Origin of the sequence: Mesorhizobium sp., from assembly GCF_017306585.1 — a bacterium.
Lineage (GTDB): Bacteria > Pseudomonadota > Alphaproteobacteria > Rhizobiales > Rhizobiaceae > Mesorhizobium.
Genome location: NZ_JAFKIC010000211.1, coordinates 1 through 24,651, shown reverse-complemented (window position 1 = coordinate 24,651; position 24,651 = coordinate 1). Strand labels below are relative to the sequence as shown.

Below are 24,651 nucleotides of genomic sequence, written 5' to 3'. Positions count from 1 at the left end.
CTACGTCTGGGCTCGCGCCATGTATGCCGATCATCGTCTGGCAGACGATTGGCGCAAGCACGTGGCGCCGGACCTGGTCGCCCTGCTCGGCGGCTTCCCCGATCAGTTCCTGGCCGAGGAAACCTCCGACGAGGCGCGCCAGTCGCGTCTGGCGAACGACTTTCCGACCGAGGGCAAGGTGATCTGGCATGCGCGCGTGCTGGCTACATGGAACACGGATGACAAGGTCAGGTCGGCCAGGTTGAACCTGGCGGCGCTGGCTGATCCCAACGAAGAATTTCACGCCCTTTGGGATCTGCTTGAAGATGCCGATGACCTGCGGTCGACGCGCCAGGACGCCGAGAAGCTCTTGGCGAGCCGGCCGAACCCGGACGACCTGTTCGGGCGCGTTGGCCGCGCCTTCCTCGTCGGGGACTCGGCGCTGCGCACAGGCCGCAAGCTGGAACTCGCCGACATGTGGCTGGCCGAGCATCCGCACGATGCCATGGCGTTGCGCTTCAAGGCGGTCCAACTGGACAGCTTGAGCCGCCCAGAGGAAGCGCTGGAGGCGATGCGCGCGTCCCTGGCAAGCTTTCCCTACTATTCCCATCGGGCGCAGCAGCTGTCCAATTTCGCCGTGAAAGTGTTGCCCGAGGCGGATGTTCGCTCGGAGATCGCAGGGCTCATCCGGCGAACCACCGGGCTGGAGGGAGGCGCTCTTGCCGACCGGGTGGAGCAACTGATGGCGAACGCCTACCGCGTGGCGGGAGACCGCGGTGCGGCCCGGCGCATCCTGGAAACCTCATTGGGCCGTTCACCGGACTCGGTCGGTCTCAACCGCGCCATGGCCAGTCTCGAGATGGACAGCGGACGGGTGTCCGAGGCGGAGCGCTTCGCCAACGTGGTCAGCGCAAGCGCGCTGCCGCTCAAGGCCGACCTGGAGCTTTCGATCAGGATCGCCGCCACGCGTTCCGAGTCCGCGCGGGTGGCCGAACTGGTCGCGCTCTTCAAGCAGCGTTTCGGCAAATTGACGAGCAATGCCTATTATGAATCCGGGCGGCTGAACCCTGACGGCTCACCCGAGGCCATCGCGTTCGCCCGCGAGGCGCTGGCGGCCTTGCCCAATTCGGAATGGGCCCATCGCTATCTGATCTCCGCCCTCGTCGACGCCGGGAAGTCACGCGACGAGCAACCGCTGGTCGATGAGTGGCTGCAGCGTTTCGTCATTCCGGCCGATAAGGCGCAACGCCTCTACCTAAACCATCTGAAGGCCGTTGAGGATCATGACAAGGCGGTTGCCGGGTTCCGGGCCATGCAGGACCGCTGGGGGGTCTATGACGACTACTGGACGTTGCTGGCCGACGAGGAGAGCGGCGCTCCCGCGAAGCTCGTCTTCTGGCAGGGGGTGCGCCGCGCGGTGCCTGACAGGGCCTTCCCGATCGCGAATATCCTCGAGATCTACGCCGGCCAGCGCCGTTTCGACGATGCGCTCCAATTGATCGACACGGCGCGGGCCGAAATGGCGGGTGCGGATGCGGTCGAACGCGCCGACCTTGCCTATTTCCGTTGCTATATCGCCGCGCAAATGGACACGCCTGGCGACCAAAGCGCCGTCGAGATCTACCGACGGGCGCGCGGCGACTGCGAGGAGGCGGAGCGCCTCGGCCGAAACCACGCGGATACACGCTACGAGATCGCGCTGCTGTCGAACATCCATGACGACACGGCCAATGTGGTTGCCGATTGGGAGGCCACGACGCGTCTTTCGCCGGACTCCGACGCCTCCCGTGACCTGGGCTTCTACAATTCGCTGGCCAAGACGTCCATCCGGCGGGTCTTCGCGGGCCTGTACGACTGGTATAAGCGCGACCCTTATGATGGCGCCCGCATCGCCGATATCGCCGTGCGCCATGCCAAATGGGGCGGCAGCCGCATCTTCGCCAAGGCCCTCTACGAGCGGCTGAAAGTCGTCTCGCCCGACACCTTCCGCCAGTATGAGTATAACTACAATCAACTCAATGCGGACTTCGAGAACGCGTCCGACAATTTCGTCAAGCAATATGGCGACAGCAAATCCATCTCGGCCAGCATGCGCTATGTCGGCTGGTACGATGCGGCCCGGCTGGCCGCGCAGAAGCGCTCGCCCATCGTGACGCTCGACCTGGACACCCTCACGAAGACCGTGACGCAACCAGACGGCCAGCGGCTGGTGCAGAGCGAAGACGCCGTGACCGGTGCGGTGAGCTATCGCGCCAGCGGCAATTCCTGGCAGCGTTTCCACTACGACGCGCGCGGCAATCTGGTGAATGTCGAGGTGCCGAACGGCGGCGGCGTCAAGATCGACTATGACGACCGCGGCCTGGTATCGCGCGTCGAAACCGGCAGCAAGGTGCTGACCATGGAATACAACGATATCGGCAAGCCGGTTGTCGTCGCGCTGGAGGGCGTTGGACGCATAGACGTGCGTTACGACAAGAACGGTGAAATCGAAAAGGTAGAGTCCGACGGCGGACCAAAGGTCTCGCTCGGTGTGTCCAGTGCGATGGACACGCTCCTCGGGATGATCAACGGGACCGGTGCCGGCGAATACCGTGACGAGAAGCGCGATTCCGAGGCCGCCAAGCTCAGGGACACGCTGGAAGAACTTTCGGACACCCCAGACGACCCCCGGCTGCTGCCGGCCGTGAAAGCCATGATGCCCTACGTCGAGGGTGCGGACGGCGACTTCGATCTGATTGAACGGCTTCTGCTGGGGTTGGCGGGCGAGATGAACAAGAAGCCGAGCAATGCCGCCGAAGCCGTGTCCTTGCTTGGCGACCTCTACGCGTCGACCTTTCCCGGCGGTCTCGACCAGGATTACTGGGATCACTGGCAAGAGGCGCTGGGGCAGTTCGACAAGGCCACGGGGCCTGGGCTGGCGCACTCGCGCCAGGAAGCCGCCGCGAAACCTGTGACACTCCTGCCCGATGCTCGCTGGCTGGCAGGTTCCAACCTCTCAAATCCGGGCTACTGGGCCAGATACGAACTGGCCGACTACGTGCCGAAGCCTCTGCGCGAGGGGCTGCGCCCGCGCGCCATCCAGGCCATGAGCGACGGCCGCGTCATCGTCGCGACCTCGGCTGGACTGTTCATCCGCGAGAAGGGTTTCTGGCTGCGCTATCTCATCGACATGCGCGCCGGCAAGCTGGTGCAGGCACCGAATTCGGCGGATGCGACGGCCCTGTCCGACGTGCTGGCGATCGCCGAGCGTCCTGACGGCGGTCTGTGGCTGGGCACGGCCGATGGCCTTGTGCGGCTCTCGGCGACCGGCCAGGTCGAAGCTTACTACGGTTCGGCGGCCGATGGGCTCGCGGCGCGCCGTGTCACCCAGCTGGTGCCCTGGCGCGACGGCGTGCTCGCCGCGGGCGCCGATGGGCTCTCCTTCTTCGACGGCGCGGGCGCGCATCCCCAGACAGCCGCCTTGCTTGGCGCCGATGCGGTGCTGGCCAGGCAAGAGCCGGCTTTCGTTGCCGCGATCTCCGCCGATGAAGTGATGATCGGGGCCAATGGCGCCGTGCATCTGCTCACGCCGCATAACAGCCCGCGCCGCATAGCCGACTTCGAGGGCCGCTCGGCCCATGTCTCGGCTGACGGCCAGGTCTATCTGGCCGGCTTGCGGGAGGTCTTCGAGGTGACGCGCGGCGCCGACGGCCGGCTCAGCGCGCTGCGCCCGCTGGGCGGACGCCAGGACCTGCAGGTATCGCAAGCGCTCTACGGGCTGGCCGAGGTCGATGTCGGAGACGGCGAGGCTCCGGCACTCGCGATCCTCAGCGATCTCGGTATCGGCTTCTACCATCGCGGATATGTCGAGCACCTGACGCTGCCCCTGTCGCAAGGTCCGAAAGCGGCGCTGGCCATCTCGGCCGGCAAAGGCAGTTTCTGGGTCCTGTCCGATTCAGGGGCGCTCTATGCATTCCAGCAGGGCCAGGTGAGGGTGGACACCGACGGCCCGGTCCAGGGCATCGTCACCGACCCTGTCGGGCGTGTCACCTACATCGCCCGCCAGGGTTCCGTGGCAGCCATGCTGCATGACGGTTCGTCCGAGGCGCAATACCTGTTCGCCGCACGCGTGAACAAGATGGTGTCGATACCCAACGGCATCCTGTTCAACGATGGTTCGGACATCATGCGCTATCATACGGGCGAGGCGCTGCCGGAGCTTCTGTTCTCGGCCAGCAACGATGTGGAGCATTACCGCACGGCGGAAGGGCGCGCGGCCGCCGATAACGAGATCACCGGACTTGCCGTCGGCCCGGATGGCGCCATCTGGGCGACGACGCATACCTCCGTTTTCCGCCATGCCGATGGCAAGACGACGGAATACTCGTACTTCCTCGATGCCGCGAAATTCCCGATGCCGGCAAGCTGGATTGCCGGTGTCTATGCAACGGTCGACGGGCGCGTCTGGGTGATCGGCTCGGACGAGAGCCATATCGCCATCGACGGAACCAATATGCGCGGCGGCATGGCCCAGTGGAACGGCAACGGGTTCGACCTGGTTGGCGGGTCGGACGACCTCGAGGGCCGGCCATGGTTCGTCACCAGCTACACGCCGGTTGCCGAAGGGCGCGCCATTGTCGGCACGACCTCCGGCATGGGTGTGCATGAGGCCGGGACGTTCTCCTACCTCGAGGGGATGAAGGACAGTTCCTACCTGGCGCTGCTGGCGGCGCATCCCAACCTGTTCCTTGGGGGCCACGGCGTGTTGATCGGCAAGGAGGTCTGGCTGTTTCCCACGGCCGCCGGCATTGTCGGGCTTCGCAATGGCGAGTGGTTCTATCCCGATCGCCTCAACCAGTTGCTGCCCGACCAGCGGCTGTCGCGCTACGGCTCGCGCATGGTGCATACGCTCGAGACGGACGCCGACGGACGCATTTATGCCGGCACCGATCGCGGCCTGATGGTGTTCGACACCGGCGGCGGCGACGCGGCCGATTTTCTGACAGCCACCGGCATGCGTGAGCAGGCTTTCGAGCGCCAGGAGGAAGAGAGCCTGCGGCGCCAGCGCGACATCTTCATCAAGGGGCTGGGCGCCGATGATCCACGCGCCCGGCTGGCCAAGCGCTATCTGGAATTGGAGGACGAGCTTTCGAAGCTGGCGGTCGAGCAGCGTGTACGCGGGGCAAGCGCGCTGACCGAGAAACTGGCGGCCAAGCCGCCGGCAAGTGCTGGCCCGAGCGACGGCCTGACCACACCCGAGGGGAGCGCCGACAAGATCCGTGACCTGGTGGAGCAGCGGCAGAAGCAGATGGCGCGCGTGCTGCTGCAGCTTGAGCGTGATTCCGAGGGCATGGCGCAGATGCTGCAGATGAAGCCGCTGGACCTGGCCGCGCTGCAGAAGGAGATGCCGGCCGACAGCGTCATGGTGCAGTACATACCCACAGCGAAGAAGCTGTTCATCCAAGTCGTTGGTCGTGACGAGCGCGATGTCCGCGAAGTCGATATCGACGCCGGCGGCCTGTTCGCGGAAGCACGACTTTCGCGCGGCCGGTTGCAGGCCGTCGCCGCCGCATTGCGCCAGGGCAGGGGTGGGGTCTCGCTGGTCAAGCCCGAGCCTGGCCTGTTCGACGGGGCGACCACGGCGAAGGACCAGGACCGGCAGCTCTATGACGGGCTGAATCAGCTCTACAAGGAACTGGTGCTGCCGGTGGAAGACCTGCTCGGGGGCTATAAGCATGTCTACTTCGTGCCGTCCGGTCCGCTGGCGGAGGTGCCTTTCGCAAGCCTCGTCAGCCAGCGCGGCGACAAGAACCGCTTCCTCGTCGAGGATCACGCCATCGGGCTGATGCCGTCGCTCTATCTCGTCCATATCTACCTGACACACATCGCCTCAGCGTCGGATCAGATGCTGATCCTGGGCGACCCGGACGGCTCGTTGCCAGGCGCGCGCAAGGAGGCGGAAGAGATTCGCGACCGGGTGAAGTTGCAGACGGAACTGAGGCTGGGGGAGAAGGCCGACTACGGCACGTTCGCCGAACTCGGCCCGCGCTCCCGCGCTGTGCATCTGGCCACCCATGCGCTACTCGATCCGGTGCATCCGGAGGACAGCTATCTGCTGCTCTCCGACAACCGCAAGCTCAAGCTGATCGATATCCAGCTCATGAACTTCTCCGACACCGATATTGTCTTCCTGTCGGCTTGCGAGACCGGCCTGGGTGGCCAGGGTGTCGAGTTCCAGACGCTATCGCGAGCCTTCGCCCATGCTGGCGTGCCAACGGTAGCCGCGACGCTTTGGCAAGTGAATGATGCGGCCACGCAGGACCTCGCAGCGCGCTTCTATGACCACTATGACGACGATGCGTTGGAAGCCATGGCGGGGGCGCAGCGTGAAATGATCAAGGAAGGCACCTACGCGCATCCAGCCGCCTGGGCCGGGTTCGAGATCATGGGCATGCCGTGACACGGTCTGGAATGTCGCGAGATTCGCGGACGGCGCGCCAGCTGTCGTTCACGCGATCGTCGAAGGGCTTGGCCGGCCCGCCGTGGACAAGATGACTCTCAAGCTGGAATCCCGATACGATCCTATCCCACGATCGCCGCCCGCAGAATGGTCCGCAAATTGTCGCGGTCGAGCTTGATCGGGTTGCCGCCGGCGCAGGGGTCGGCTTCGCCCATGGCGGCGACGCGGTCCTCGTCGATGGCGGTCAGGCCGATGCCGGGCAAGGTGGCGGGGATGTTCAGGCGCTGGCGCAGGTCTACGATCCAGTTCACCACCGCGGCCGAGTCATGCTTGGGAAGGTCGAGGAAACGGGCCAGCAGGCTGAGTTTCTCCTCCAGCACGGGCGCGTTGAACTTCACGACATAGGGCATCAGCACGGCGTTGAGCAGGCCGTGATGGGTGTCGTGCAGGGCGCCGAGTGGATGCGCCAGCGCATGGATCGCGCCGAGGCCTTTCTGCAGGGCCACGCAGCCCATGCCGGACGCGATCAGCATCTGCGCACGGGCTTCTAGGTTGCTGCCGTCCTCGACGGCGAGCGGGAGCCAGGTCTTGATCAGCCGCAGCGCGTCGAGCGCGATGCCCTCGGCCATCGGATGGAAGCTCGGCGCGCAATAGGCCTCGAGCGCGTGCGACAGCGCGTCCATGCCGGTGGCGGCGGTGATGTGGGCGGGCAGGCCGATGGTCAGCTCCGCGTCCATCAACACGACGTCGGGCAGCATGCGCGGGTGGAAGACGATGACCTTGCGCTTCTCGGCCTCGTTGGTGATGACGGAGGAGCGGCCGAGTTCGGAGCCGGTGCCGGCGGTCGTGGGAATGGCGATGACGGGAATGAGGCTGGAGGTGTCGACACGCTTCCAGTTGTCGCCGATATCCTCGATGTCCCACATCGGAATAGTTTGCGTCGCCATCAGCGCGATCGCCTTGGCGGCGTCGAGCGCGCTGCCGCCGCCGATGGCGACGACGAGGTCGTGGCCGCCCTGTTTGAGGAAGGCCACGCCCTCATCGACATTGCCGCCGGTCGGGTTCGGCTTGACGTTGTGGAAGAAGCCGGCTTCCAGGCCGCCGGCCTTCAGCACTTCCAGCGTGCGCTGCACGGGGAAAAGCGTCTTCAAGCCCTCGTCGGTGACGACCAGCGGCCGCCTGGCGCGAAGCTCGCGCACGATATCGGCCAGTTCGGCGATGCGGCCATTGCCGAAGCGCACGGAGGTCGGGAAGCTCCAATTGCTGGAAACGGCCGAAGTGAAAGCGGTCATGGGATCAATGCCTTGGACATGAGAGTTTCGGGAATTTGTGAGGTTCCGGGGGATCAGGCCGTTGCCAGATTCTGCCGTTTCAGCGCGCGGCGGCGCAGGAAATCGGCCAGGAACACCAGCACCAGCGCCGGAATGAAGTTGAGCGTCGCCAGCGCCGGGTAGATCGGCGAGGAGCCGACGGCGATGCCGCTGTAGACGAAGATCGGCAGCGTGCGCGCGGTGCCCGCCAGCGAATAGGACACGTAGAAATTGCCCCAGGACAGCAGGAAGGCGAAGGTGGCGGCCGACAGGATGCCTGGCCACAGCAGCGGGAAGGTGATTTCGCGGAACACCTCCCAGCCGGAGGCGCCGGCGTCGCGCGCGGCGTCCTCCAGCGTCTCGTCGAAGCCGTAGACCTGGACTGCCACGATCACCAGCGCGAAGGGGGTGATGTAGACGACATGGCCGATGATGACAGTCGCCAGGCCGGTGGAGAAACCCAGCCAGTTGCCCAGCACCGAGAACCACAAGAGCATGACGACGCCAAGCAGCAGCTGCGGGAACAGCAGCGGCAGGAAGCTGATCGCGCGGAAGGCGTTCTGCAGGCGGAAGCGGTAGCGGATCCAGGCCACGGCGCCGGCCGAGCCGAGCACAGTGGCGAACACCGTGGAGATGGCCGCGACGATGGCGGAATTGGCGACCGCCGGCAGGAAGTCGGGCTTGCGGAAGAGTTCGCCATACCATTCCAGCGAGAAGCCTTCGATCGGGAAGGTCAGCACGCGGCTGTCGGTGAAGGAGAACACGACCAGCGTGACGATGGGCACGTAGAAGAACAGGATGAGCAGCGCCATCGTCCCGACGAGCAGGATGTCGACGAAGCGGTCCTTCAGCCTTTCCGGGATCATCGGGCTGCCCTCCCGCTGTTGCCGCGCATCAGCACGGCCGCACCGAGCGCCAGCGACAGCGCGCCGATGGCGATCAGCACCAAGGTAAGTGCGGCGCCGAGCGGCCAGTTGACGCGCGTCTCGAAGCTCTGGCGGATCAGCTCGGAGGCGAGCGGCGCGGTGCCGCCGCCCAGCACCTTGGGTTCGAGGAAGGCGCCGAGGCTGAGCACGAAGACCAGCACGGCGCCGCAATAGAGGCCGGGGCGCGACAGCGGCAGCGTCACCTCGAAGAAGGCGCGCAGCCGCGAGGCGCCGGAATCGTAGGCGGCCAGTACGAGGTCGCGGTCGATGCGCGCCAGCGACAAATAGATGGTGAACAGGGGATAGACGACCAGCCCGTAGACCATGCCGATCATCGTCCCGGTGGGCGTGAACAGGAGGTTGAGCGCTTCGGGGCCGAGGCCGAGATGCGCCAGCAGCCAGTTGGCGACGCCGCTCTTGTCGAGCACCAGGATCCAGCCGAAGGTCTTCAGCACCGCGTCGGTCAGGAAGGCGAAGATGATGAGGATTTGGATCTGCGCGTTATAGGCCCTGAGCCGCGTCGCCAGCGCATAGGCGGCGGGGAAGGCGATGAGCAGGCAGATGACCACGCAGACCAGCGCCATGGCGACGGTGCGCGCCATGATCGTCCAGTAATGCGGCTTGGAGAACACCTCGGTCCAGACCTTGAGGTCCCAGGTCCAGGTCAGGCGGTAGAACTGCGTCGTCTGGAAAGACAGCACCGCCGTCATGACCAGCGGGATGACGAAGAAGGCGAGCATGACGATGGCGAGCGGCGCGACTGTCGCCACCAGGACCGGATCACGCCAGCTTTTGCTGTCGGTTCGCACGGCTTACTCCGAAAGCAGGAAGCTGCGGGCGGGATGGAAGCCGATGCGCACGCTGTCGGAGACTTTCGCCGGCAGGTCGAGCGAGCCGGCGAGGTCCATGACGACGGCCTTGTCGAGGCCTGGAACGCGCACGCGATACTGGGTCGAGGAGCCCTTGATGAAATACTCTTCCACGGTGCCGGACAGCACCCATTCGCCAGGCTCGGCGGCGCCGGTGACGAAGCGGATGGTTTCGGGGCGCACAAGCAGCGCCGTCTTGTCATTGCCCAGGAAGGGCGAAACCTGCCCGCCGGCAATCATGGCGGCGTCGTTGCCGCTGAGCGGCGAGGTCACCCTGGCGCCGCCACCGTCCCGCGTCACCGAGACCGGCAGGAAATTGGTCTCGCCGATGAAGCCGGCGACGAACATGTTGGCCGGCCGGTAGTAGATGTCGGAGGGCGTACCGAGCTGCACGACTTCGCCGGCGCGCATGACGCAGATGCGGTCAGCCAGCATCATGGCCTCTTCCAGATCGTGGGTGACGAGAACGAAGCTGGTGCCGAGTTCGCGGTGCAGCTTCTTCAACTCGGCCTGCAGCGATTTCTTCAGCTTGGCGTCGGGCGCGCTCATCGGTTCGTCGAGCAAGAGCACGCTCGGCTTCGAGATCAGCGCGCGGGCCAGCGCCACGCGCTGCTGTTCGCCGCCGGAAAGCTGCGCGGGATAGCGCGTCAGATATTCGCGCTTCAGATGCATGAGGTCGAGCATGGCCGAGATGCGCTGGTCCATCTCGGCCTTAGCCACTTTCTGCAGCTTGAGCGGAAAGCCGATATTGTCCGACACGGTCTTGTGCGGAAACAGCGCCAGCTTCTGGAACACCATGCGCGTCGGCCGCTTCGCGGCCGGCACGCCCTGCATGTCCTGGCCCTGGATTTCCAGCGTGCCGGAGGTCTGGTCCTCGAAGCCGGCGAGGATCTTCAGCAAGGTGGTCTTGCCGCAGCCCGAAGGACCGACCAGCGCCACGAATTCGCCCGCGCCGATGTCGAGCGACACGCCGTGCAGGGCCCGCATGGAGCCATAGTCCTTGACGATGCCGGATGCCTTGATGATCGGCGTGTTGGTGATTGCGGTTGTCAAACTCGGGGCCGCCCTGAATGGATGGGGATTGCGCCCGCGCGCCGGAGCGCGCGGGCGGCGATGGCGGGGCGTCAGCGAGCCGCCAGTTCTTCCTGCCAGATGGCCAGCATGTCGTCGATGTTGGGCGCGACGGTGTGGAAATGGCTGTTGTCCCAGGCCGTCCACATATAGTCCATCTGCAGCGCCTTCTTCTCGGCGTCCGAGAACAGCGCTTCGGCCTTGGCGTTCGGCACGAGATTGCAGGTCGCCTCGGTGATCGACAGCTGCTTCGCGACCTCGGGCGAGACGATGTATTTCAGGAAGTCGGCGGCGACCTTGGAATCGCGGCCGTTCTCGATCAGGCCGGTCGCCTCCATCCAGATGATGCCCTGCTTCAGGCCGTTCTTCGGCTCGGGGACGATCGACTGGATGTAGTCGTGGCCCTTCATGCGCAGCGAGGAGGTGGCGTAGGTGCCGCCGCCGATCAGCGCGCGGAACGATCCGTCGATCAGGCCCTTCTGGGCGATCGCCAGGTCGGCGACGATGGCGCGGGTGTTCTTGAACGCGGCGCGCAGCACCTTGCGCACTTCGTCGAGCGCCGCCTGGTCGAGCGGAACATAGGGATTGACGCCGGCATAGAGCGCCAGAGGCATGATCGGCCAGTCACCCCAGTCGAGCAGGCAGATCTTGTCCTTGTAGGCGGCGTCGAAGACGGGCGCATAGCTCGACCAGGTTTCGAGCTTGTCGAACTTGGTGTTGACCGTCGGGCCGACCCAGCCCCAGCGGGTCGGCAGGCCGGTCGCCTTGCCCTCGAACTGCAGCGGCGCGAAGGGGGCGCGGAACTGCGGATAGAATTCGGCGTACTGCTCGGCGAAATCCTTGTCGTCGATGTAGCGGCAGATGCCGGCCGGTCCCATGCGGGCGATCCAGGGGCTGTCGGACGAGACGAGATCGAAATCCTTGGCCGCGCCAGCGGCGAGCTTGGCGAAACCGCCGGCCGAATCGGTGATCAGGTCGACGGAGATGGCGACGTCCTTCTGCTTCTGGAACGGGTCCAGGATGGTGGGGGCGTTGTAGCCCTCCCAGCACATGTAGTTGAGGCTTTCGGCGGCCGAAGCGCTTCTCGGCATGCCGAAAATGCCGGCGCCGGCGGCGGCCAGCCCGAGGCCGCCCATGCCCTTCAGCACGGCGCGGCGATCGACGCCCGTCCGTGTCGCGATGTCTGCTGGTTCTCTTTTCATTTGCCTGTTCCCTTTCTCTTTATCAGTCCAAGAAATTCCGGTCAGACGATGCCGAGGTATCGCCTGATCTCCCATTCGCTTACCTGTTTCTGGTACTCGCCGAATTCGAAGCGCCGCCCGGTGACGAAGCTGTCGATGAAGTCGTCGCCGAAGATTTCGCGGGCCGTGGCGCTCGTATTGAGCCGCTCCGCCGCCTGGCCAAGGTCGGACGGGAAGACGGCTTGCGGGGAGGGCGTCGCGGCATAGAAGTTCTCGCCGCTGCCGGCCGGCGGTTCGATCTCGTTGCGGATGCCGTGCAGGCCGGCGCCGATGCAGAGCGCCAGAGCGAGATAGGGGTTGGCGTCGGCCGAGGGCACGCGGAATTCGACGCGGGTCGCCTCGGGCTCGTCATTGATGACGCGCACCGCGGCCGTGCGGTTCTGCACGCCCCAATTGGCCGAGATCGGCGCCCAGGCGCCGGGCACCAGGCGCTTGTAGGCATTGACGGTGCTGGCGCAGAGCGCGAGCAGTTCCGGCATCAGCGTCACCAGGCCGCCGATGAAATGGCGGCCGAGCCTGGAGATGCCGTCCGGCGCGGCGGTGTCGGCGAAGACCGGTTTGCCCTGGCGGTCGCGCATGGAGACATGCAGATGGCCGGACTGGCCGGGCAGCGCCGGCGACAGTTTCGACATGAAGCCGGCGGTCAGGCCGTGGCGCGAGAAATAGGCCTTGGCGAAATTCTTGAACAGCGCCGCGTCGTCGGGCGACTTCAGGCCCTTGGCGTAGGTCAGCGGCGCCTCGAAACAGCCCGGTCCGAGTTCGGTGTGGATGGCGTCGAGACCGATGCCCATCGTCGTCATCGTGTCGTGCAGGCCCTGCAGCAGATCGCCATGGATGGCCGATGTCTGCAGCGAATAGGTGCGGTTGCCCTGCGCGAAATAAGTGAGGTCGCGATAGTCCTTGGCGCGCAGGCTCTCGGGCGTCTCGTCGAACAGGAAGAACTCGTATTCGAAGGCCGAGAACACGTCGAAGCCGAGGTCGGCGGCCTCGCCGATCAGCCGGGCGCAGAGATTGCGCGGCGAGCGCCTGCCGAAATCGCCGGAGAAATCGGCGATGCAGAGTGCCGCATTGTCGGCGAACGGATATCTGCGCAGGCTCGCCGCGTCGAGGAATGCCGGCCGGTCGATGAAGGCGCCGTCGATGAAGGTCTTTTCGGCGATGTCCCAGAAATAGAGGACCTCGCAGAACGGATAGCCCTTGGCGGCGAGCTTGACCGCCTTGTCGGCCGACACGAGTTTGTCGCGGAACTCGCCCGCGGGGTCCATCATGCCAATGTGGACCGCGCCCGCGCCAAGTTCCTTCAGGCCCGCCGCGAATGCCGCGCCGGCTTCATTGACTGTCGACATCCATGCCCGCCCTAGTATTTTCGCCCTTGAGGCTAGGCGCGGCCTTGAGGCAACGAAATATCCCGATAGGGATAGACGCAGAGGAAAATCAGCGTGCCTAAGAGGCCTTGCGGGAGGGCAGGAAGATCGTGGTGACGACAGGCTTCGCGCCATGGAACCGGAAGATCGCGGCGGCGATGCAGGAGGTCGGAACGCCTGATTTTCCGCAGCGCATCGAGGAGGCGCTGAAGGCGGTCATCGACCTCGATATCGTGATGATCTTCGCCTATTCGGGCGCCGAGAAGCCGATCTGCCTCTACCACAATATCGACCCGGCCCGCGCCGCGATCGTCATCACCGCCTATGCCAACGGCCCCTATCTGCTCGATCCCTTCTATCGGGCGGCGACCGATCCCAAGGCGGTCGGCGTACGGCAGTTGCGGCGGATGGCGCCGGACCAGTTCTACTCCTCGGAATATTTCCGCCGGCATTACGGGCTGACGAAGATCCGCGACGAGGTCGGCATCGTCTGCCGCCCGGAGGGCAGTGCGGCAATCGTCATCAGCTTCACGCGGCCGATGGAATCGCCCGCCTTCGGAAGGCGCGATCTCAAGATCATTCACGATGCCGAGCCGGTGATCCGCCTGCTGGTGGAACGGCACTGGAGCCATGCGCGGCTCGGCGGCAGCGAGACCGATGCCGAGCCGGTCGATCCGATGAACGCGACGCTGAACAGGATGACGGATGGCGTGCTGACGCCGCGCGAGATCGAAATCACCTCGCTGATCCTGCGCGGGCATTCGAGCGCCGCCATCGCCGACGTGCTCAGCATCGCCGAAGGGACGGTGAAAATCCACCGCAAGAACATTCACCAGAAGCTCAGGATATCGAGCCAGTCCGAGCTGTTCTCGATGTTCATCTTCCACCTGTCGAAGCAATGACGCAGGCAAGGCCTGTCGGGCGCTGACCGGCCAACCCGATGCCAGCTCCGATTTGCCTGAAACCATCTTGTGCCGCGACGCCCGATCGCTGAGATTGCGGCGTGGGTTTTGGAGCAGTGCATGCGGACGGCGGCCGGGCAGGACTTTCTCGAATTTTGCGCGGCCGAAGGCGATGTCGGCAAGGTCATAGAACGGTTCGTCGAAGCGATCGGCGTTTTCGGCTTCACCGCCTCGGCGGGCGGCGCGTGGGCGGGTGCGGGCGGAACGCGCTCCCACCGCTTCTATTTCAACAATTGGCCGAAGGACTGGTTCGAGTCCTACATGGCGAACGGCTTCATGGAGATCGACCCGATGATCCTCGAGGCGCGGCGGCGCATGACGCCGTTCCTGTGGACCGAGATGGTGGACGCGCGAACCTTCAACCTGGAGGGCGCGGTGGTGACTGCCGCCGCCAAGGCCTATGGCTGGGCCGAGGTGATGGGCATACCGATCCATGGCCCGTCCAGCTATCAGGGGCTGGTGTCGCTGGCGTCGCTGAAGCCGGTGACGATGACGGCGGCGGAACGGGCACTGGTGCGCGCCATGGCGGTGGCGGTCCATGACAAGGCCTATGAATCCGTCGGGTTCGGCCTCAGCAACCGCTCTCCCGTTCTGCTGACGCTGAGGGAAGCCGATTGCATGCGCTGGGTCGCGGCGGGCAAGACCGATGCGGAAATCGGCATCATCCTCGGGATAGCGCCCGCCACGGTGCACTACCATGTCGAGAACGTGAAGAAGAAGGCCGGCACGCGCAGCCGCAGCGAAGCTGTCGCCTTGCTGACGCTGGCCGGGTCCGTCTAGCGCAACCCGGCGATATCAGGCCTTTCCGGCGCGCCAGGTACGGCCATCCGCTTTTCAGCTAGGATGCGCCGGTCAGCGAACTGTCCTAGTCATTTCCCCATCACGACAGGGATCGCACCGGCTGGTGCGTTGGTGGGAAGCGGGGCGGTCGTCCATGGGCGAGAGCATGACTGTTTTTGTCCGCCGCGAGGCGGATGACGGGTGATCGACGCCATATGATCAGAGGCGCGGCTGTCTAGCCGCCTTCACATGAATTCGATGCCGAAACAAAGGCCTGGAGCAGAAAGCTGTTCCGGAGTGGACGCGACGCGTCCAGGTTTTCGGCAGCGAACCCCGCACTGGGGGATCCAGTGTTTCAACCGGGAACCATGCAATGAAAATCTTCCACGCGGTGCTGATAGCCTCGGTCGTGCTGGTCAGTTCGAACGAAGCGTTCGCGCGCTACACCACCACGAAAGGTCCTTGCGCGACGGATGCCAACCGCTTCTGCGGCGGCGGCGTCCTCACCACGGGCGCCGCGCCCAAATGCCTGATGGACCACAAGGACCAGTTGTCGGCGTCCTGCAAGGCGCGCCTGTTCAAGCACAAGAAGTAGCCTGCCCGACAGACAGCATATGCGCCTGGAGGTGGGGCCGGCTGCTTCATGGACGGCTCGCCCGGCCTCGATACCACCAGCCAGGCGCATGTCGCCGGCTCCCGGGCGGGGAGCCGGCGAACCCTTTGAAAGCCGCCGGCCTGGCGCAATGATCGATGTGGAGGGACGATGATCCTGGTTCCGACAGGCCCGCGCGCCGGCGCCGTCATTCTCCGGGCTGCCGTGGCGATCGTAATGTCGATCCCTTCCGCCTTCGCCCAGTCCGCTCCGGCGCCGGTCGGCATATGGGACAGCGAGGCGGGCGAGACCATGATCATCGGGCAGACCTGCCAGATCGAGGCCAACGGCATGGTTGGCGCGATCGGGCAATGCAGCTGGGACCCGTCCTCGGATGGCGGCATCCTGACCATCATGAACGTCAATGCCTATCAGCCGGCGCCGGTCTATTTCAACATCGTCTGGATCGATGAGGCGAGCTTCTCGATTTCGGGAGATGTTTTTCATCGCAGGGGATGAGCATATCCCTGGCCGACTGGTTCCATCGGCCGAGCCCCTTGAGAATTGGCGCACCTTCGGCAACATGGCGCAAAGTCCGAGAGCGCCGATGAACGATGACATTCCCGCAAGGGCCGTCCCTCCACGCAAGGCGCCGATGGCGCTGACCGAGGAACTGGTCGCCCGCACGCTGCGGGTGGTCGAGGATGCCGGACCGACGCCGGGCATGATCCACATGACCGACGCCGACTATGAACGCGTCCGCGCCGAGGTGCTGGCCTCGGCGCCGCCCGGCCCTGCAATGCTGTTCGCCTATGGCTCGCTGCTTTGGAATCCGGTCGGCGAGGTGAGGGGCGGCGAGAGGGCGGTTGCGACCGGCTGGCACCGCTCCTTCTGCTTCACCGTCAAGCGGTATCGCGGCACGGTCGATGAGCCCGGCCTGATGATGGCGCTCGATCGCGGCGGCCAGTGCCAGGGCATGGTGTTCGAGATCGCCGAGCCGCTGGCCGACAATCTCGATAAGCTGCTGCGCCGCGAAATGACCATCCTGCCCGCCGTCAACGTGCCGCGCTGGCTGCATGTGCGGACCGCCGACGGTCCGTCCCGGGCGCTGGGCTTCGTCGTCAATCCGGCCAGCCCGCGCTATGTCAGGTTTGGCAAGGCCGAGATCGCGGCGACGCTCGCCCACGCGGTCGGCCACTGGGGCTCGGGCGCGCAATATCTGTTCGAGACCATCCGCCATCTCGAAGCCCTGGGCATACGCGACCGCAATCTGTGGGAATTGCAGGGGCTGGTGGCGCGGGAGATTGCCGTTTTGGATCAGGCTGAAGCGGCAATGCAGGAAATCCCGTAGCGAAGAAAATAACCGGCGAGTTAGCCGGATGTCTCCAAATTACTCAAGCTGGAGCGAAGTTCGTGTGCTGTCGAAGGCCACATTCCACGAGCGTTAGCATCTAACGCTATGACAAACCCAAGAACCTTGACCGTCCTGGTAACAGCACCGGCGATAACCATTTGGTTCACATGGGCCACACCATGTCAAAGCGTCAGGCTCGGCACCGACCGTTGAAATCATCAAGCCTTTAGCGATATCCGCTTTTGAGAGCGTTTCGAGTGTCAAATTCGGTATGACCTTATATCGGCGTTTTCTTGCCTCTCTCGCAGTTCTTGGAATTGTTCTTTGCGCTGCCATTTAATTGCTCCTCACACAGTTTCAAGGGCGCCCCGCCGAGAAGAAATTGGATTGCTGCTTAGCCAGAAAATGCTCTTCTTTTAAGTCGTCGGATGGAACACCGCCGAACGCAGGTCCTATACTCACAATAACGTCATTCGTGGTGGTTCTATTAACGTCGAACATGCCGGTACTGCCGCCGCTTGTAGAGACCCGTATCAATTTCCACGTGGGTGTTACATTGGCATCGGCCGCAATAACAAACTCGATTTCTTGCGATGTAGCGTCAGGCGCCTTTGCGCTGACATTTCCAGGTAAATAATAGGGGAAAGTCGCCATGTCGACGAACTCGGCGATCTTCAAATCCCCATCGATCAAGGAATTGCCTGGGGGAGTACATTTCTTCGGAGCCACTCGGCTATCAAAATCTTTTCCCAGAAATTCGCTGGAGAAATCATAAAAGAAATCAAGATTTACGGTTCTGGTAGCTTGGCTGGAAGCTGATCCGCCTAGGCCTGTCGTGTAACTTTGGCTCATGGAAAGAGGGTTGATCAATGACAGGCCCGGGCTAACCGAACTTTTCTCCTTCAGGGTAAGCTTGAGAGCCAGCTTGGCTCCCCACTTGTCGATCCAAGGCACCCGGCGCTTGTGGTCAGGCTGTATCAGTGCGTTCTGTGTGTCGTACCATACGGTATAGCGAACAGCATATTTGAGTTCACAGCGTACGTGATTAACAATTTTATTTACAAGTATGGAAGCAGAATTTGGATCTCCGTCAGATATTACTACCTCTGGTGTATGTAGGCCGCAGCCTGAGATAGAAACAACTGTAAAGAAAAAAGCAAGGCGCTGAAGGCTCTTTATTTTCATTTCGACCCACTCCCCAATTGTATATTGTAGCAAATATTTTCTGGTTACAAGCTCCGTAGAACACATTTTCGAGAGCGGTTATCTTTCGCCAGATTTTGATGATGGAGAAATGCAGTCGGTTTTGGAGGATTAGGGCGCTGTCTGAAGTCGTTCTACGGTTTTCTATGGTTGATTGAGCCCGTCGAAGCGGTAGCGACCAATCTTGAGGCGCCGCGTCGCGACGTGAACATCTGTCCGCTGTTAATGTACCATGCTGGCTGCCACCGAGGCTCGGGCGCGAGACGATCCGCCATCTCGAAGTCCCGGGCATACGCGACCGCAATCTGTGGGAATTGCAGGGCTGGTGGCGCGGGAGATCCAGGGCGGACCGGGCGGCTAGCATTGGTCTCGCTCCGGCGTGGCGGATGCATGGAATCCCGCTTGCCCGGCGCTTCTTTTCGGCCAATCATGCGGCATGAACAAGCTTCTGGCGCGGCTCACTTCAGTTTTCAAAAGGCAGCCGTCCGACCGCGTTCGGCAAAGCGCCATTGATGTCGGCACCACCGATGCCACGGTGGATTTCCAGCCGGTAAATGAGCTGGAGTCCCTGCTTATGCGGGCCGCGAAAGACCCGTCATGGCGCAGGCAATTCGCACAGGCATTGCTGGAGAATGAGCTCTTTGCGGCGACGCCCACGACGCCTAGCCACACCCAGCCACACATTTTTCAGCCCGGCGAGAAGCTGGCGATCCTCAGCGCGACAGGCGGCAGTGGCAGACGGGCGCCAGCGATCTTCACCTCCGAGGGCAGAATAGTTCGGGCCTTTGGACCGGGGGCCGGTTTCATCAGGGTGAATGGGAAAGCGTTGCTTGAGCTTGTCGCCAATGACGGAGCCGTTCTCAACCCGGGTTCGGACTATGGGGTTGAATGGATGGCGAGCGACATTGTGGCTCTGCTCGGGAAGCCGGTCCGGCGCACGATCGAGAAAGAGACACAGGTGCTGCTGGGTGTGCCTTCGGAAAGGCCGGAGGACCTGATCGCGCACCTGCGAACGTCTTTCGAGAACGACCCAAAGGTCGAGGAGGCATGGCTGGCCCTTGCTCATTGGCCCGAGAGCAACAGCCGCTCATGGTATCTCGATATCCGGTCGGATGCGCCGAGAGACGAGATCAACGCAACATTGTCCGGAGCCCTGAGCAAAACCGCTTCGTTGAAATATCCTGTCGATGTGGTCGTGACGCCGCCGGATAGCTCTTCGGGACAAGGCATCAGGATCAAGCCCGTCGAAACACACTGACTGCCGCCCGCGATGCCTGCCAAATTCGCGCCCTGCGAACTCGGAGGGCTGGATGCCGATTCAGGAAAACACCCGGGCGAGAAAAGCCTTGAAGCTCTCCGCCGGTCGGTCTGTCAGCGCGCTGAAATCGCTGGAAGCCGAGGCATAGCGCCCTTCGGCGATCGAGGCGCATAGAGTTGCAAACGCCTCCGGCCAGGGCTCGTCGAGCCGCGCCGTCGCCGAGGCGAGATATTCGCTGGCGGAGCAGGGCCGGTAGCGCAGCGGTTGCCCCGTCGTCTCGGCATAGCAGGTAGCGATCTCGTCGAAGTCCATCACTTGGCCTCCGGTGATCGAGTAAAGCGCGCGCGATTTGTCCGGCATCGCCGCAACCGCAGTGATTGCCGCCGCCACGTCGTCACGCGAGACTGGCGCCATCATTCCATGTCCCGCCGGCAGCGCCAGTTCTCCCGATGCCAGGGCGGGCGTGAGCCAGGTGTCGAGGATGAAGTCGCTGTAGAGGCCGCAGCGCAGGATGGTCGAGGGCACGCCGCAATTGGCCAGTCTGTGCTCGGCGTCGCGGTAGGCGGGCGCGTAGTAGAAGGGCGAGGTTTCGCCGACATCGATGATGCTGGTGAAGGTGATGTGGCGGACATCCGCCGCCCTCGCGGCCTCGATGGCGTTGGCGTGATGGCGCTGGATTGCGCCGGCGTCGCCGTCGCTGGAAATCAGGACCAGTTCGTCGATGCCGGTAAATGCCTGTTTCAGCGCCGGCGCATCCTCGTAATCGCCGACGCGCAGCGCGGTCTGCCGGGGCAGGCGCCTGCGCGCCGCCTCGGGGTTCCGGACGAGTGCTGCAACCTCATGGCTGAGCGCCAAGAGGCCGCGCACCACCGCGCCGCCGATATGGCCCGTGGCTCCGGTGACGAGGATCATTCCCGAGGCTCCAATTTTTCGCTCCACAATCTTGCGCTTGACGAACATATATCTCTGTGGCTATACGTCAACCAATAGCCAACGGGTTATCTATTGGAAATGCCAGACGCCCACGACATGCTCTTCAGGACACTCGCCGACCCGACCAGACGCGCGATCTTCGAGCGGCTGTGCCGCCAGGGAGAGCAGACGGTGGGCGCGCTGACCAGCCAGTCCGGCGTCTCCCAGCCGGCGGTGTCGAAACATCTGGGCGTGCTCAAGCAGGCTGGGCTGGTGCGCGACCGCCATGAGGGACGCCAGACCCATTACAGCGCGCAGCTCAACGCGCTGGCGCCGCTGATGGACTGGACGCGTGACATGGCCGGTTTCTGGGAAAGCCGGTTCGACGACCTCGAGGACCTGCTCAAAAGGATGGACCAGTGAACGATGGTGAGACCCGCACTGTCGTCGTCGAGCGGCAGATTTCGCATCCGCCCGAAAAACTCTGGCGCGCACTGACGCAACCGCATCTGATCGAGGAGTGGCTGATGAAGAACGATTTCAAGCCTGATGTCGGCCACCGCTTCAACATCAGCGCCGACTGGGGCGGCGTTCTGGACTGCGAGGTTCTGGCGGTCGAGCCGCACAGGACGCTGTCCTACACCTGGAACCTCGCGCACCCGGATCCGGCCTTCGACCTGCGCAGCGTGGTGACCTTCACGCTCACGCCGACCCCGACAGGCACGCATCTGCGCATGGAGCAGTCCGGCTTCCGGCCCGACCAGAGACGGGCCTATGGCGGCGCCAAGATGGGTTGGCCGCAGTTTTTCGAGAAGCTGGAAGAGCTTCTGTCGCGGACCGATTAGGTCCGCGGCGCGAACCGATTGAGAGCGCGGACGGACTGAAGTCCGCCGCCCGAACCAGAACCATCCCTGTCGTTAACGCGGCGGCGTGCCGCGTGCGCAACCTATGGAGACAACGCCCATGAAGATCAAGCTGACCACCATCCATGTCGACGACCAGGAAAAGGCGCTCGCCTTCTACACCGGCGTGCTCGGCTTCACCAAGAAGGCCGATTTCAGCAACGGCCCGTTCCGCTGGCTGACGGTGGTTTCACCTGACGAGCCCGAAGGCACCGAGCTGCAACTGGCGCTCAACGACAACCCTGCCGCCAAGGCCTACCAGCAGGCGCTGTTCAAGCAGGGCCAGCCGGCGCTGATGCTGTTCAGCGACGACATCAAGGCCGACCATGAACGCATCAAGGCGAAAGGCGGCGCCTTCGCCATGGCGCCGACCGAGGTGACCGGCTCGACCATCGCGCAGGTCAATGACGGCTGCGGCAATCTCGTCCAGATCACGCAACTGGCGCGCTGTTAGGTTTTTTGTCCATTTTCAAAGAGGAGGCAGATTTGGACTGGAGCAAATGGATCAGGCTGGCGCATCGCTGGCTGTCGATCGTCTTCACGGCGACGGTGGTCGCCAATTTCGTCACCATGGCTTTCGGACAGCCGCCGGCCTGGGTGGTCTATTCGCCGCTGCCGCCGCTGTTCCTCATGCTGTTCAGCGGCCTCTACATGTTCGTGCTGCCCTACACCGCAAGGACGCGTAGTGTGCGGCGGGCGAACGTGTAGCGGACAGGAAAGACGAATGGCCAGGACGACCAAACCCGCCGCCGGGAGCGAGCCGAAGCTGCTTTCCGGCGGCAATCCGCAGATCGCCAAGGGCCAAGGCGATGCGCCGGTGCAGGCCTATATCGCGGCCATGCCGGGCTGGAAGCGCGCGGTCGGCGAGCGCCTCGACGGCCTCATCGAGCGCGCGGTGCCGGGTGTGCACAAGGCGGTGAAGTGGAACTCGCCGCTCTATGGCATCGAAGGCGAGGGCTGGTTCCTCGGCATTCATTGCTTCACCAGATACATCAAGGTCGCCTTCTTCCGCGGCCAGTCGCTCGAACCGGTGCCGCCGGGCACTTCCAAGAGCGGAGACACGCGTTATCTCGACATAAGCGAGGACGACGCGTTCGACGAGGCGCAGTTCAGCGCCTGGGTGAAGCAGGCGAGCCGCTTGCCCGGCGAGCGCATGTGAGAAGTCCATTCAAGGTACACGAAGGAGAAACCGCATGACCGGATCGCAGGACAGCAAGTCTGCCGCCGAATTGATCGACGGCAGGATCGCCGAACTGGGCGACTGGCGCGGCGAGATGCTGGGCAAGCTGCGCGCGCTGATCAGGCAGGCCGCTCCCGATGCGACCGAGGCATGGAAATGGCGCGGCGTTCCGGTGTGGGAAGATGCCGGCATGATCTGCACCGGCGAGACCTACAAGGCCGTGGTCAAGCTGACCTTCGCCAAGGGCGCGGCACTGCCGGACCCGGCCGGCCTTTTCAACTCCAGCCTCGAAGGCAATACGCGACGCGCCATCGACTTCCAGAAGGGCGAGGAGGTCGACGAGGCAGCGTTCAAGGCGCTGGTGCGCGCGGCGGTGGCGCTGAACAGGTCGAAGGCCAAGCGCTGATTCCGCATAGACCGCCGTCGGCGCCGCCCCTCCCTGAGCCGGTCGACCCCCACTCCGTCGAGCTTCGCTCGACACCTCTCCCCCGATCGACGGGGGAGAGGAAAGGCGCCAAGCTTCTTGCCGTCAACGCTCGCCGGCAATGCTTCCTTCCTTTCCCTCCGGAGGGGGGAAAGGTGGCGCTGCGAAGCAGCGACGGATTGGGGGAACCACGTGCCAATAATCATAGAAGATGTGTGAATCCCCCAGCCCGTATAGGGACGGGGAGAGAAGGCTTGGCCGCGATGCGTCCCGGGAGAGGATGCCGGCAGGCAGGTGAGGGGCGGCGCTGACGTTGCAAGACAGCCGCGTTTACGATCTGGGAAGCTTGCCGGTGCTAGACATGGCCGGATGATGGCTGGCCATCCGGGCCGGCCCGGAGATGGATTCGCCGCCATGAACAGCCCCATGCGCATGCCCTGGGTGGACACGGCCAAGGGCCTTTCGATCATCCTCGTGGTGATGATGTACTCGGCCTACAACACCGGCGAGTATACGGGCGGCGTCGGCTTCCTCCACTATGTCATCGGCTTCGCCACGCCGTTCCGCATGCCGGAATTCTTCCTGATATCGGGGCTTTTCCTGTCGCAGGTGATCGACCGGCCCTGGCGGCGCTATGTCGACCGGCGCGTGGTCCACTATCTCTATTTCTACGTGCTGTGGGCGATCATCTCGATAGGGCTCAAGATCGGCATCTTCAGCCACGATCCCGCCGGCATGCTGCATGATCTCGCCATGGCCGTCGTCCAGCCCTATGGCGTCCTTTGGTTCATCTACATGCTGGCGGTGTTCGGCCTTGCCGCCAGGCTATTGCGGCAGTTCGCCGTGCCCGCCTGGATCGTCATCCCCGTCGCCGCCGGCCTGCAGATGTGGGCGCCGAAGCCCGACAGCTATGCGGTCGAACAGTTCGCCGCCTATTTCGTGTTCTTCTATCTCGGCTTCGTCCTGGCGCCGATGATCTTCCGGTTCGTCGAATGGACGCAAGGGCGCCCGGCGCTCGCCGTCGCCGGCCTGGTCGTGTGGGCCGTGGTCAACGGCCTGCTGGTCTATTCGCCGGGCTATGCCATGCACCCGGTCGACATGCAGATGGGGCTGGCGGCATGGCCGCCGCTGCATCTCGTCCTGGCGGTCGCGGGCGCGGTGGCGCTGTGCGTGCTCGGCGGTTTCCTGTCGCGCTTCGCCGCCTGGGAATGGCTGCGGTGGCTGGGCGAACATTCGCTCGTCGTCTATGTCGCCTTCACCATTCCGATGTCGCTCTTCCGTGGCGCAGCGCTGGCGAGCGGCCTTCTGACCGATACAGGCTGGCTCAGCCTCGCCGTGCTTCTGGTCTCGCTCATCAGCCCCGTCGTGCTCTACCTCATCATCAAGCGCGTCGGCTTCGGCATGTTCCTGTTCGAGCGGCCCGATTGGGCGCATGTCGACGGAGGCGGCCAGCAGCCGGCGCCGAAGACGGGCGTGCCGCGGTTTGGAGTTCCGTCGCCTGGAAGAGAGAGTCCGAGATAGCCAATTTCGGTTCCTGGCTCCCGTTACGCCACGCATGGATGTTCTGTGACCGGATTGGCGTGACTGGTTGGCCCGCGGTTTTGATTGCCAGGTGGTTCCCCCAATCCGTCGCTGCTTCGCAGCGCCACCTTCCCCCTCCGGAGGGAAAGGAAGGGAGCATTGCTGGACGAGTGTCGACGGCAAGAAGCCTGGCGCTTTTCCTCTCCCCCGTCGATCGGGGGAGAGCGACTATCTGGGGTGTCAAGTTGCATTCGCGAACTCGGCTCTAGCATCGCGTGCTTTTGCATTGAGGATTACGAGCAGTTTTCGAGCGAGAGCGACGCGGATAAGCATTTTGTGTTTTCCCGCCTGCTGCAACCGCTGA

At 63.9% G+C, this 24,651-nt stretch carries 22 protein-coding genes and 1 pseudogene; 14 read left to right on the top strand and 9 right to left on the bottom strand.

Annotation, left to right across the window (positions count from 1 at the left end):
- Window positions 1-61 precede the first annotated feature (61 nt).
- Window positions 62-6,418, top strand: a complete 6,357-nt coding sequence (locus tag J0I79_RS26035; protein WP_292866134.1) for a CHAT domain-containing protein — start codon at window positions 62-64, stop codon at window positions 6,416-6,418.
- Between the two features lie 122 nt (window positions 6,419-6,540).
- Here the strand turns inward: J0I79_RS26035 and J0I79_RS26030 are convergent, their stop codons facing one another.
- From J0I79_RS26030 to J0I79_RS26005, 6 genes are all read right to left on the bottom strand, one after another.
- Window positions 6,541-7,710, bottom strand: coding sequence for an iron-containing alcohol dehydrogenase (locus J0I79_RS26030; RefSeq protein WP_292866131.1), 1,170 nt, complete (start codon window positions 7,708-7,710; stop codon window positions 6,541-6,543).
- Between the two features lie 53 nt (window positions 7,711-7,763).
- Window positions 7,764-8,594: an ABC transporter permease gene (locus J0I79_RS26025; RefSeq protein WP_292866128.1), complete on the bottom strand. Its 831-nt coding sequence runs from the start codon at window positions 8,592-8,594 to the stop codon at window positions 7,764-7,766.
- Window positions 8,591-9,463, bottom strand: coding sequence for an ABC transporter permease (locus J0I79_RS26020; protein WP_292866125.1), 873 nt, complete (start codon window positions 9,461-9,463; stop codon window positions 8,591-8,593). The genes J0I79_RS26025 and J0I79_RS26020 overlap by 4 nt, the downstream gene beginning before the upstream one ends.
- Window positions 9,464-9,466: 3 nt before the next feature.
- Window positions 9,467-10,576, bottom strand: a complete 1,110-nt coding sequence (locus tag J0I79_RS26015; RefSeq protein WP_292866122.1) for an ABC transporter ATP-binding protein — start codon at window positions 10,574-10,576, stop codon at window positions 9,467-9,469.
- A 71-nt stretch (window positions 10,577-10,647) separates the two neighbouring features.
- On the bottom strand, window positions 10,648-11,796 hold the full coding sequence (locus J0I79_RS26010; protein WP_292866119.1) for a PotD/PotF family extracellular solute-binding protein: 1,149 nt from the start codon (window positions 11,794-11,796) through the stop codon (window positions 10,648-10,650).
- 41 nt (window positions 11,797-11,837) lie between these two features.
- On the bottom strand, window positions 11,838-13,181 hold the full coding sequence (locus J0I79_RS26005; RefSeq protein ID WP_292866116.1) for a glutamine synthetase: 1,344 nt from the start codon (window positions 13,179-13,181) through the stop codon (window positions 11,838-11,840).
- A gap of 131 nt (window positions 13,182-13,312) precedes the next feature.
- Here J0I79_RS26005 and J0I79_RS26000 point away from each other — a divergent pair, with 131 nt between their 5' ends.
- The 5 genes from J0I79_RS26000 to J0I79_RS25980 all read left to right on the top strand — a co-directional run bounded on the left by J0I79_RS26000 (window position 13,313) and on the right by J0I79_RS25980 (window position 16,884).
- The gene (locus tag J0I79_RS26000) at window positions 13,313-14,101 is read left to right on the top strand and encodes a helix-turn-helix transcriptional regulator (RefSeq protein ID WP_292866113.1); all 789 of its coding nucleotides are present in this window, start codon (window positions 13,313-13,315) and stop codon (window positions 14,099-14,101) included.
- 120 nt (window positions 14,102-14,221) lie between these two features.
- Window positions 14,222-14,941: an autoinducer binding domain-containing protein gene (locus tag J0I79_RS25995; RefSeq protein WP_292866110.1), complete on the top strand. Its 720-nt coding sequence runs from the start codon at window positions 14,222-14,224 to the stop codon at window positions 14,939-14,941.
- Between the two features lie 373 nt (window positions 14,942-15,314).
- Window positions 15,315-15,536, top strand: a complete 222-nt coding sequence (locus J0I79_RS25990) for a hypothetical protein (protein ID WP_292866107.1) — start codon at window positions 15,315-15,317, stop codon at window positions 15,534-15,536.
- 168 nt (window positions 15,537-15,704) lie between these two features.
- Window positions 15,705-16,052: a hypothetical protein gene (locus tag J0I79_RS25985; protein WP_292866104.1), complete on the top strand. Its 348-nt coding sequence runs from the start codon at window positions 15,705-15,707 to the stop codon at window positions 16,050-16,052.
- Window positions 16,053-16,140: 88 nt separating this feature from the next.
- Window positions 16,141-16,884 (top strand): gamma-glutamylcyclotransferase, encoded by a 744-nt coding sequence (locus J0I79_RS25980; protein WP_292866101.1) that lies wholly within the window; start codon window positions 16,141-16,143, stop codon window positions 16,882-16,884.
- Between the two features lie 360 nt (window positions 16,885-17,244).
- Here J0I79_RS25980 and J0I79_RS25975 read toward each other — a convergent pair whose 3' ends face one another.
- Window positions 17,245-18,072 (bottom strand): hypothetical protein, encoded by an 828-nt coding sequence (locus tag J0I79_RS25975; RefSeq protein WP_292866098.1) that lies wholly within the window; start codon window positions 18,070-18,072, stop codon window positions 17,245-17,247.
- A gap of 454 nt (window positions 18,073-18,526) precedes the next feature.
- Between J0I79_RS25975 and J0I79_RS25970 the strand changes: the two genes are divergently transcribed.
- Window positions 18,527-19,348, top strand: coding sequence for an enhanced serine sensitivity protein SseB C-terminal domain-containing protein (locus J0I79_RS25970; RefSeq protein ID WP_292866095.1), 822 nt, complete (start codon window positions 18,527-18,529; stop codon window positions 19,346-19,348).
- Window positions 19,349-19,408: 60 nt separating this feature from the next.
- On the opposite strand, the gene J0I79_RS25965 is transcribed toward J0I79_RS25970, so the two are convergent.
- Window positions 19,409-20,260, bottom strand: coding sequence for an NAD(P)H-binding protein (locus J0I79_RS25965; protein ID WP_292866092.1), 852 nt, complete (start codon window positions 20,258-20,260; stop codon window positions 19,409-19,411).
- Window positions 20,261-20,359: 99 nt separating this feature from the next.
- Between J0I79_RS25965 and J0I79_RS25960 the strand changes: the two genes are divergently transcribed.
- The 7 genes from J0I79_RS25960 (at window position 20,360) to J0I79_RS25930 (ending at window position 24,287) form a co-directional block, all read left to right on the top strand.
- Complete coding sequence (locus J0I79_RS25960) at window positions 20,360-20,683, top strand: metalloregulator ArsR/SmtB family transcription factor (protein WP_140735005.1); 324 nt, start codon at window positions 20,360-20,362, stop codon at window positions 20,681-20,683.
- Window positions 20,680-21,105, top strand: a complete 426-nt coding sequence (locus J0I79_RS25955; RefSeq protein WP_292866086.1) for an SRPBCC domain-containing protein — start codon at window positions 20,680-20,682, stop codon at window positions 21,103-21,105. The genes J0I79_RS25960 and J0I79_RS25955 overlap by 4 nt, the downstream gene beginning before the upstream one ends.
- A 118-nt stretch (window positions 21,106-21,223) precedes the next feature.
- Window positions 21,224-21,616: a VOC family protein gene (locus J0I79_RS25950; protein ID WP_292866083.1), complete on the top strand. Its 393-nt coding sequence runs from the start codon at window positions 21,224-21,226 to the stop codon at window positions 21,614-21,616.
- A 32-nt stretch (window positions 21,617-21,648) separates the two neighbouring features.
- Window positions 21,649-21,870, top strand: coding sequence for a hypothetical protein (locus J0I79_RS25945; protein WP_292866079.1), 222 nt, complete (start codon window positions 21,649-21,651; stop codon window positions 21,868-21,870).
- A gap of 16 nt (window positions 21,871-21,886) precedes the next feature.
- Window positions 21,887-22,321 carry a DUF1801 domain-containing protein gene (locus J0I79_RS25940; protein ID WP_292866076.1) on the top strand — a complete coding sequence of 145 codons (435 nt, stop codon included), beginning with the start codon at window positions 21,887-21,889 and terminating at the stop codon, window positions 22,319-22,321.
- 34 nt (window positions 22,322-22,355) lie between these two features.
- On the top strand, window positions 22,356-22,748 hold the full coding sequence (locus tag J0I79_RS25935) for a DUF1801 domain-containing protein (protein WP_292866073.1): 393 nt from the start codon (window positions 22,356-22,358) through the stop codon (window positions 22,746-22,748).
- 432 nt (window positions 22,749-23,180) lie between these two features.
- Window positions 23,181-24,287 carry an acyltransferase family protein gene (locus J0I79_RS25930; protein WP_292866070.1) on the top strand — a complete coding sequence of 369 codons (1,107 nt, stop codon included), beginning with the start codon at window positions 23,181-23,183 and terminating at the stop codon, window positions 24,285-24,287.
- Between the two features lie 240 nt (window positions 24,288-24,527).
- Here J0I79_RS25930 and J0I79_RS25925 read toward each other — a convergent pair.
- Window positions 24,528-24,651: pseudogene (locus J0I79_RS25925) on the bottom strand (IS110 family transposase); the annotation flags it as partial.

What these genes read in the sequence shown, in the direction of transcription:
- J0I79_RS26030 (WP_292866131.1), bottom strand. Translation starts at nt 7,710, where the DNA reads ATGACCGCTTTCACTTCGGCCGTTTCCAGCAATTGGAGCTTCCCGACC.
- J0I79_RS26025 (WP_292866128.1), bottom strand. Translation starts at nt 8,594, where the DNA reads ATGATCCCGGAAAGGCTGAAGGACCGCTTCGTCGACATCCTGCTCGTC.
- J0I79_RS26010 (WP_292866119.1), bottom strand. Translation starts at nt 11,796, where the DNA reads ATGAAAAGAGAACCAGCAGACATCGCGACACGGACGGGCGTCGATCGC.
- J0I79_RS26005 (WP_292866116.1), bottom strand. Translation starts at nt 13,181, where the DNA reads ATGTCGACAGTCAATGAAGCCGGCGCGGCATTCGCGGCGGGCCTGAAG.
- J0I79_RS25995 (WP_292866110.1), top strand. Translation starts at nt 14,222, where the DNA reads ATGCGGACGGCGGCCGGGCAGGACTTTCTCGAATTTTGCGCGGCCGAA.
- J0I79_RS25990 (WP_292866107.1), top strand. Translation starts at nt 15,315, where the DNA reads ATGAAAATCTTCCACGCGGTGCTGATAGCCTCGGTCGTGCTGGTCAGT.
- J0I79_RS25985 (WP_292866104.1), top strand. Translation starts at nt 15,705, where the DNA reads ATGATCCTGGTTCCGACAGGCCCGCGCGCCGGCGCCGTCATTCTCCGG.
- J0I79_RS25980 (WP_292866101.1), top strand. Translation starts at nt 16,141, where the DNA reads ATGAACGATGACATTCCCGCAAGGGCCGTCCCTCCACGCAAGGCGCCG.
- J0I79_RS25975 (WP_292866098.1), bottom strand. Translation starts at nt 18,072, where the DNA reads ATGAAAATAAAGAGCCTTCAGCGCCTTGCTTTTTTCTTTACAGTTGTT.
- J0I79_RS25970 (WP_292866095.1), top strand. Translation starts at nt 18,527, where the DNA reads ATGAACAAGCTTCTGGCGCGGCTCACTTCAGTTTTCAAAAGGCAGCCG.
- J0I79_RS25965 (WP_292866092.1), bottom strand. Translation starts at nt 20,260, where the DNA reads ATGATCCTCGTCACCGGAGCCACGGGCCATATCGGCGGCGCGGTGGTG.
- J0I79_RS25960 (WP_140735005.1), top strand. Translation starts at nt 20,360, where the DNA reads ATGCCAGACGCCCACGACATGCTCTTCAGGACACTCGCCGACCCGACC.
- J0I79_RS25950 (WP_292866083.1), top strand. Translation starts at nt 21,224, where the DNA reads ATGAAGATCAAGCTGACCACCATCCATGTCGACGACCAGGAAAAGGCG.
- J0I79_RS25940 (WP_292866076.1), top strand. Translation starts at nt 21,887, where the DNA reads ATGGCCAGGACGACCAAACCCGCCGCCGGGAGCGAGCCGAAGCTGCTT.
- J0I79_RS25935 (WP_292866073.1), top strand. Translation starts at nt 22,356, where the DNA reads ATGACCGGATCGCAGGACAGCAAGTCTGCCGCCGAATTGATCGACGGC.
- J0I79_RS25930 (WP_292866070.1), top strand. Translation starts at nt 23,181, where the DNA reads ATGAACAGCCCCATGCGCATGCCCTGGGTGGACACGGCCAAGGGCCTT.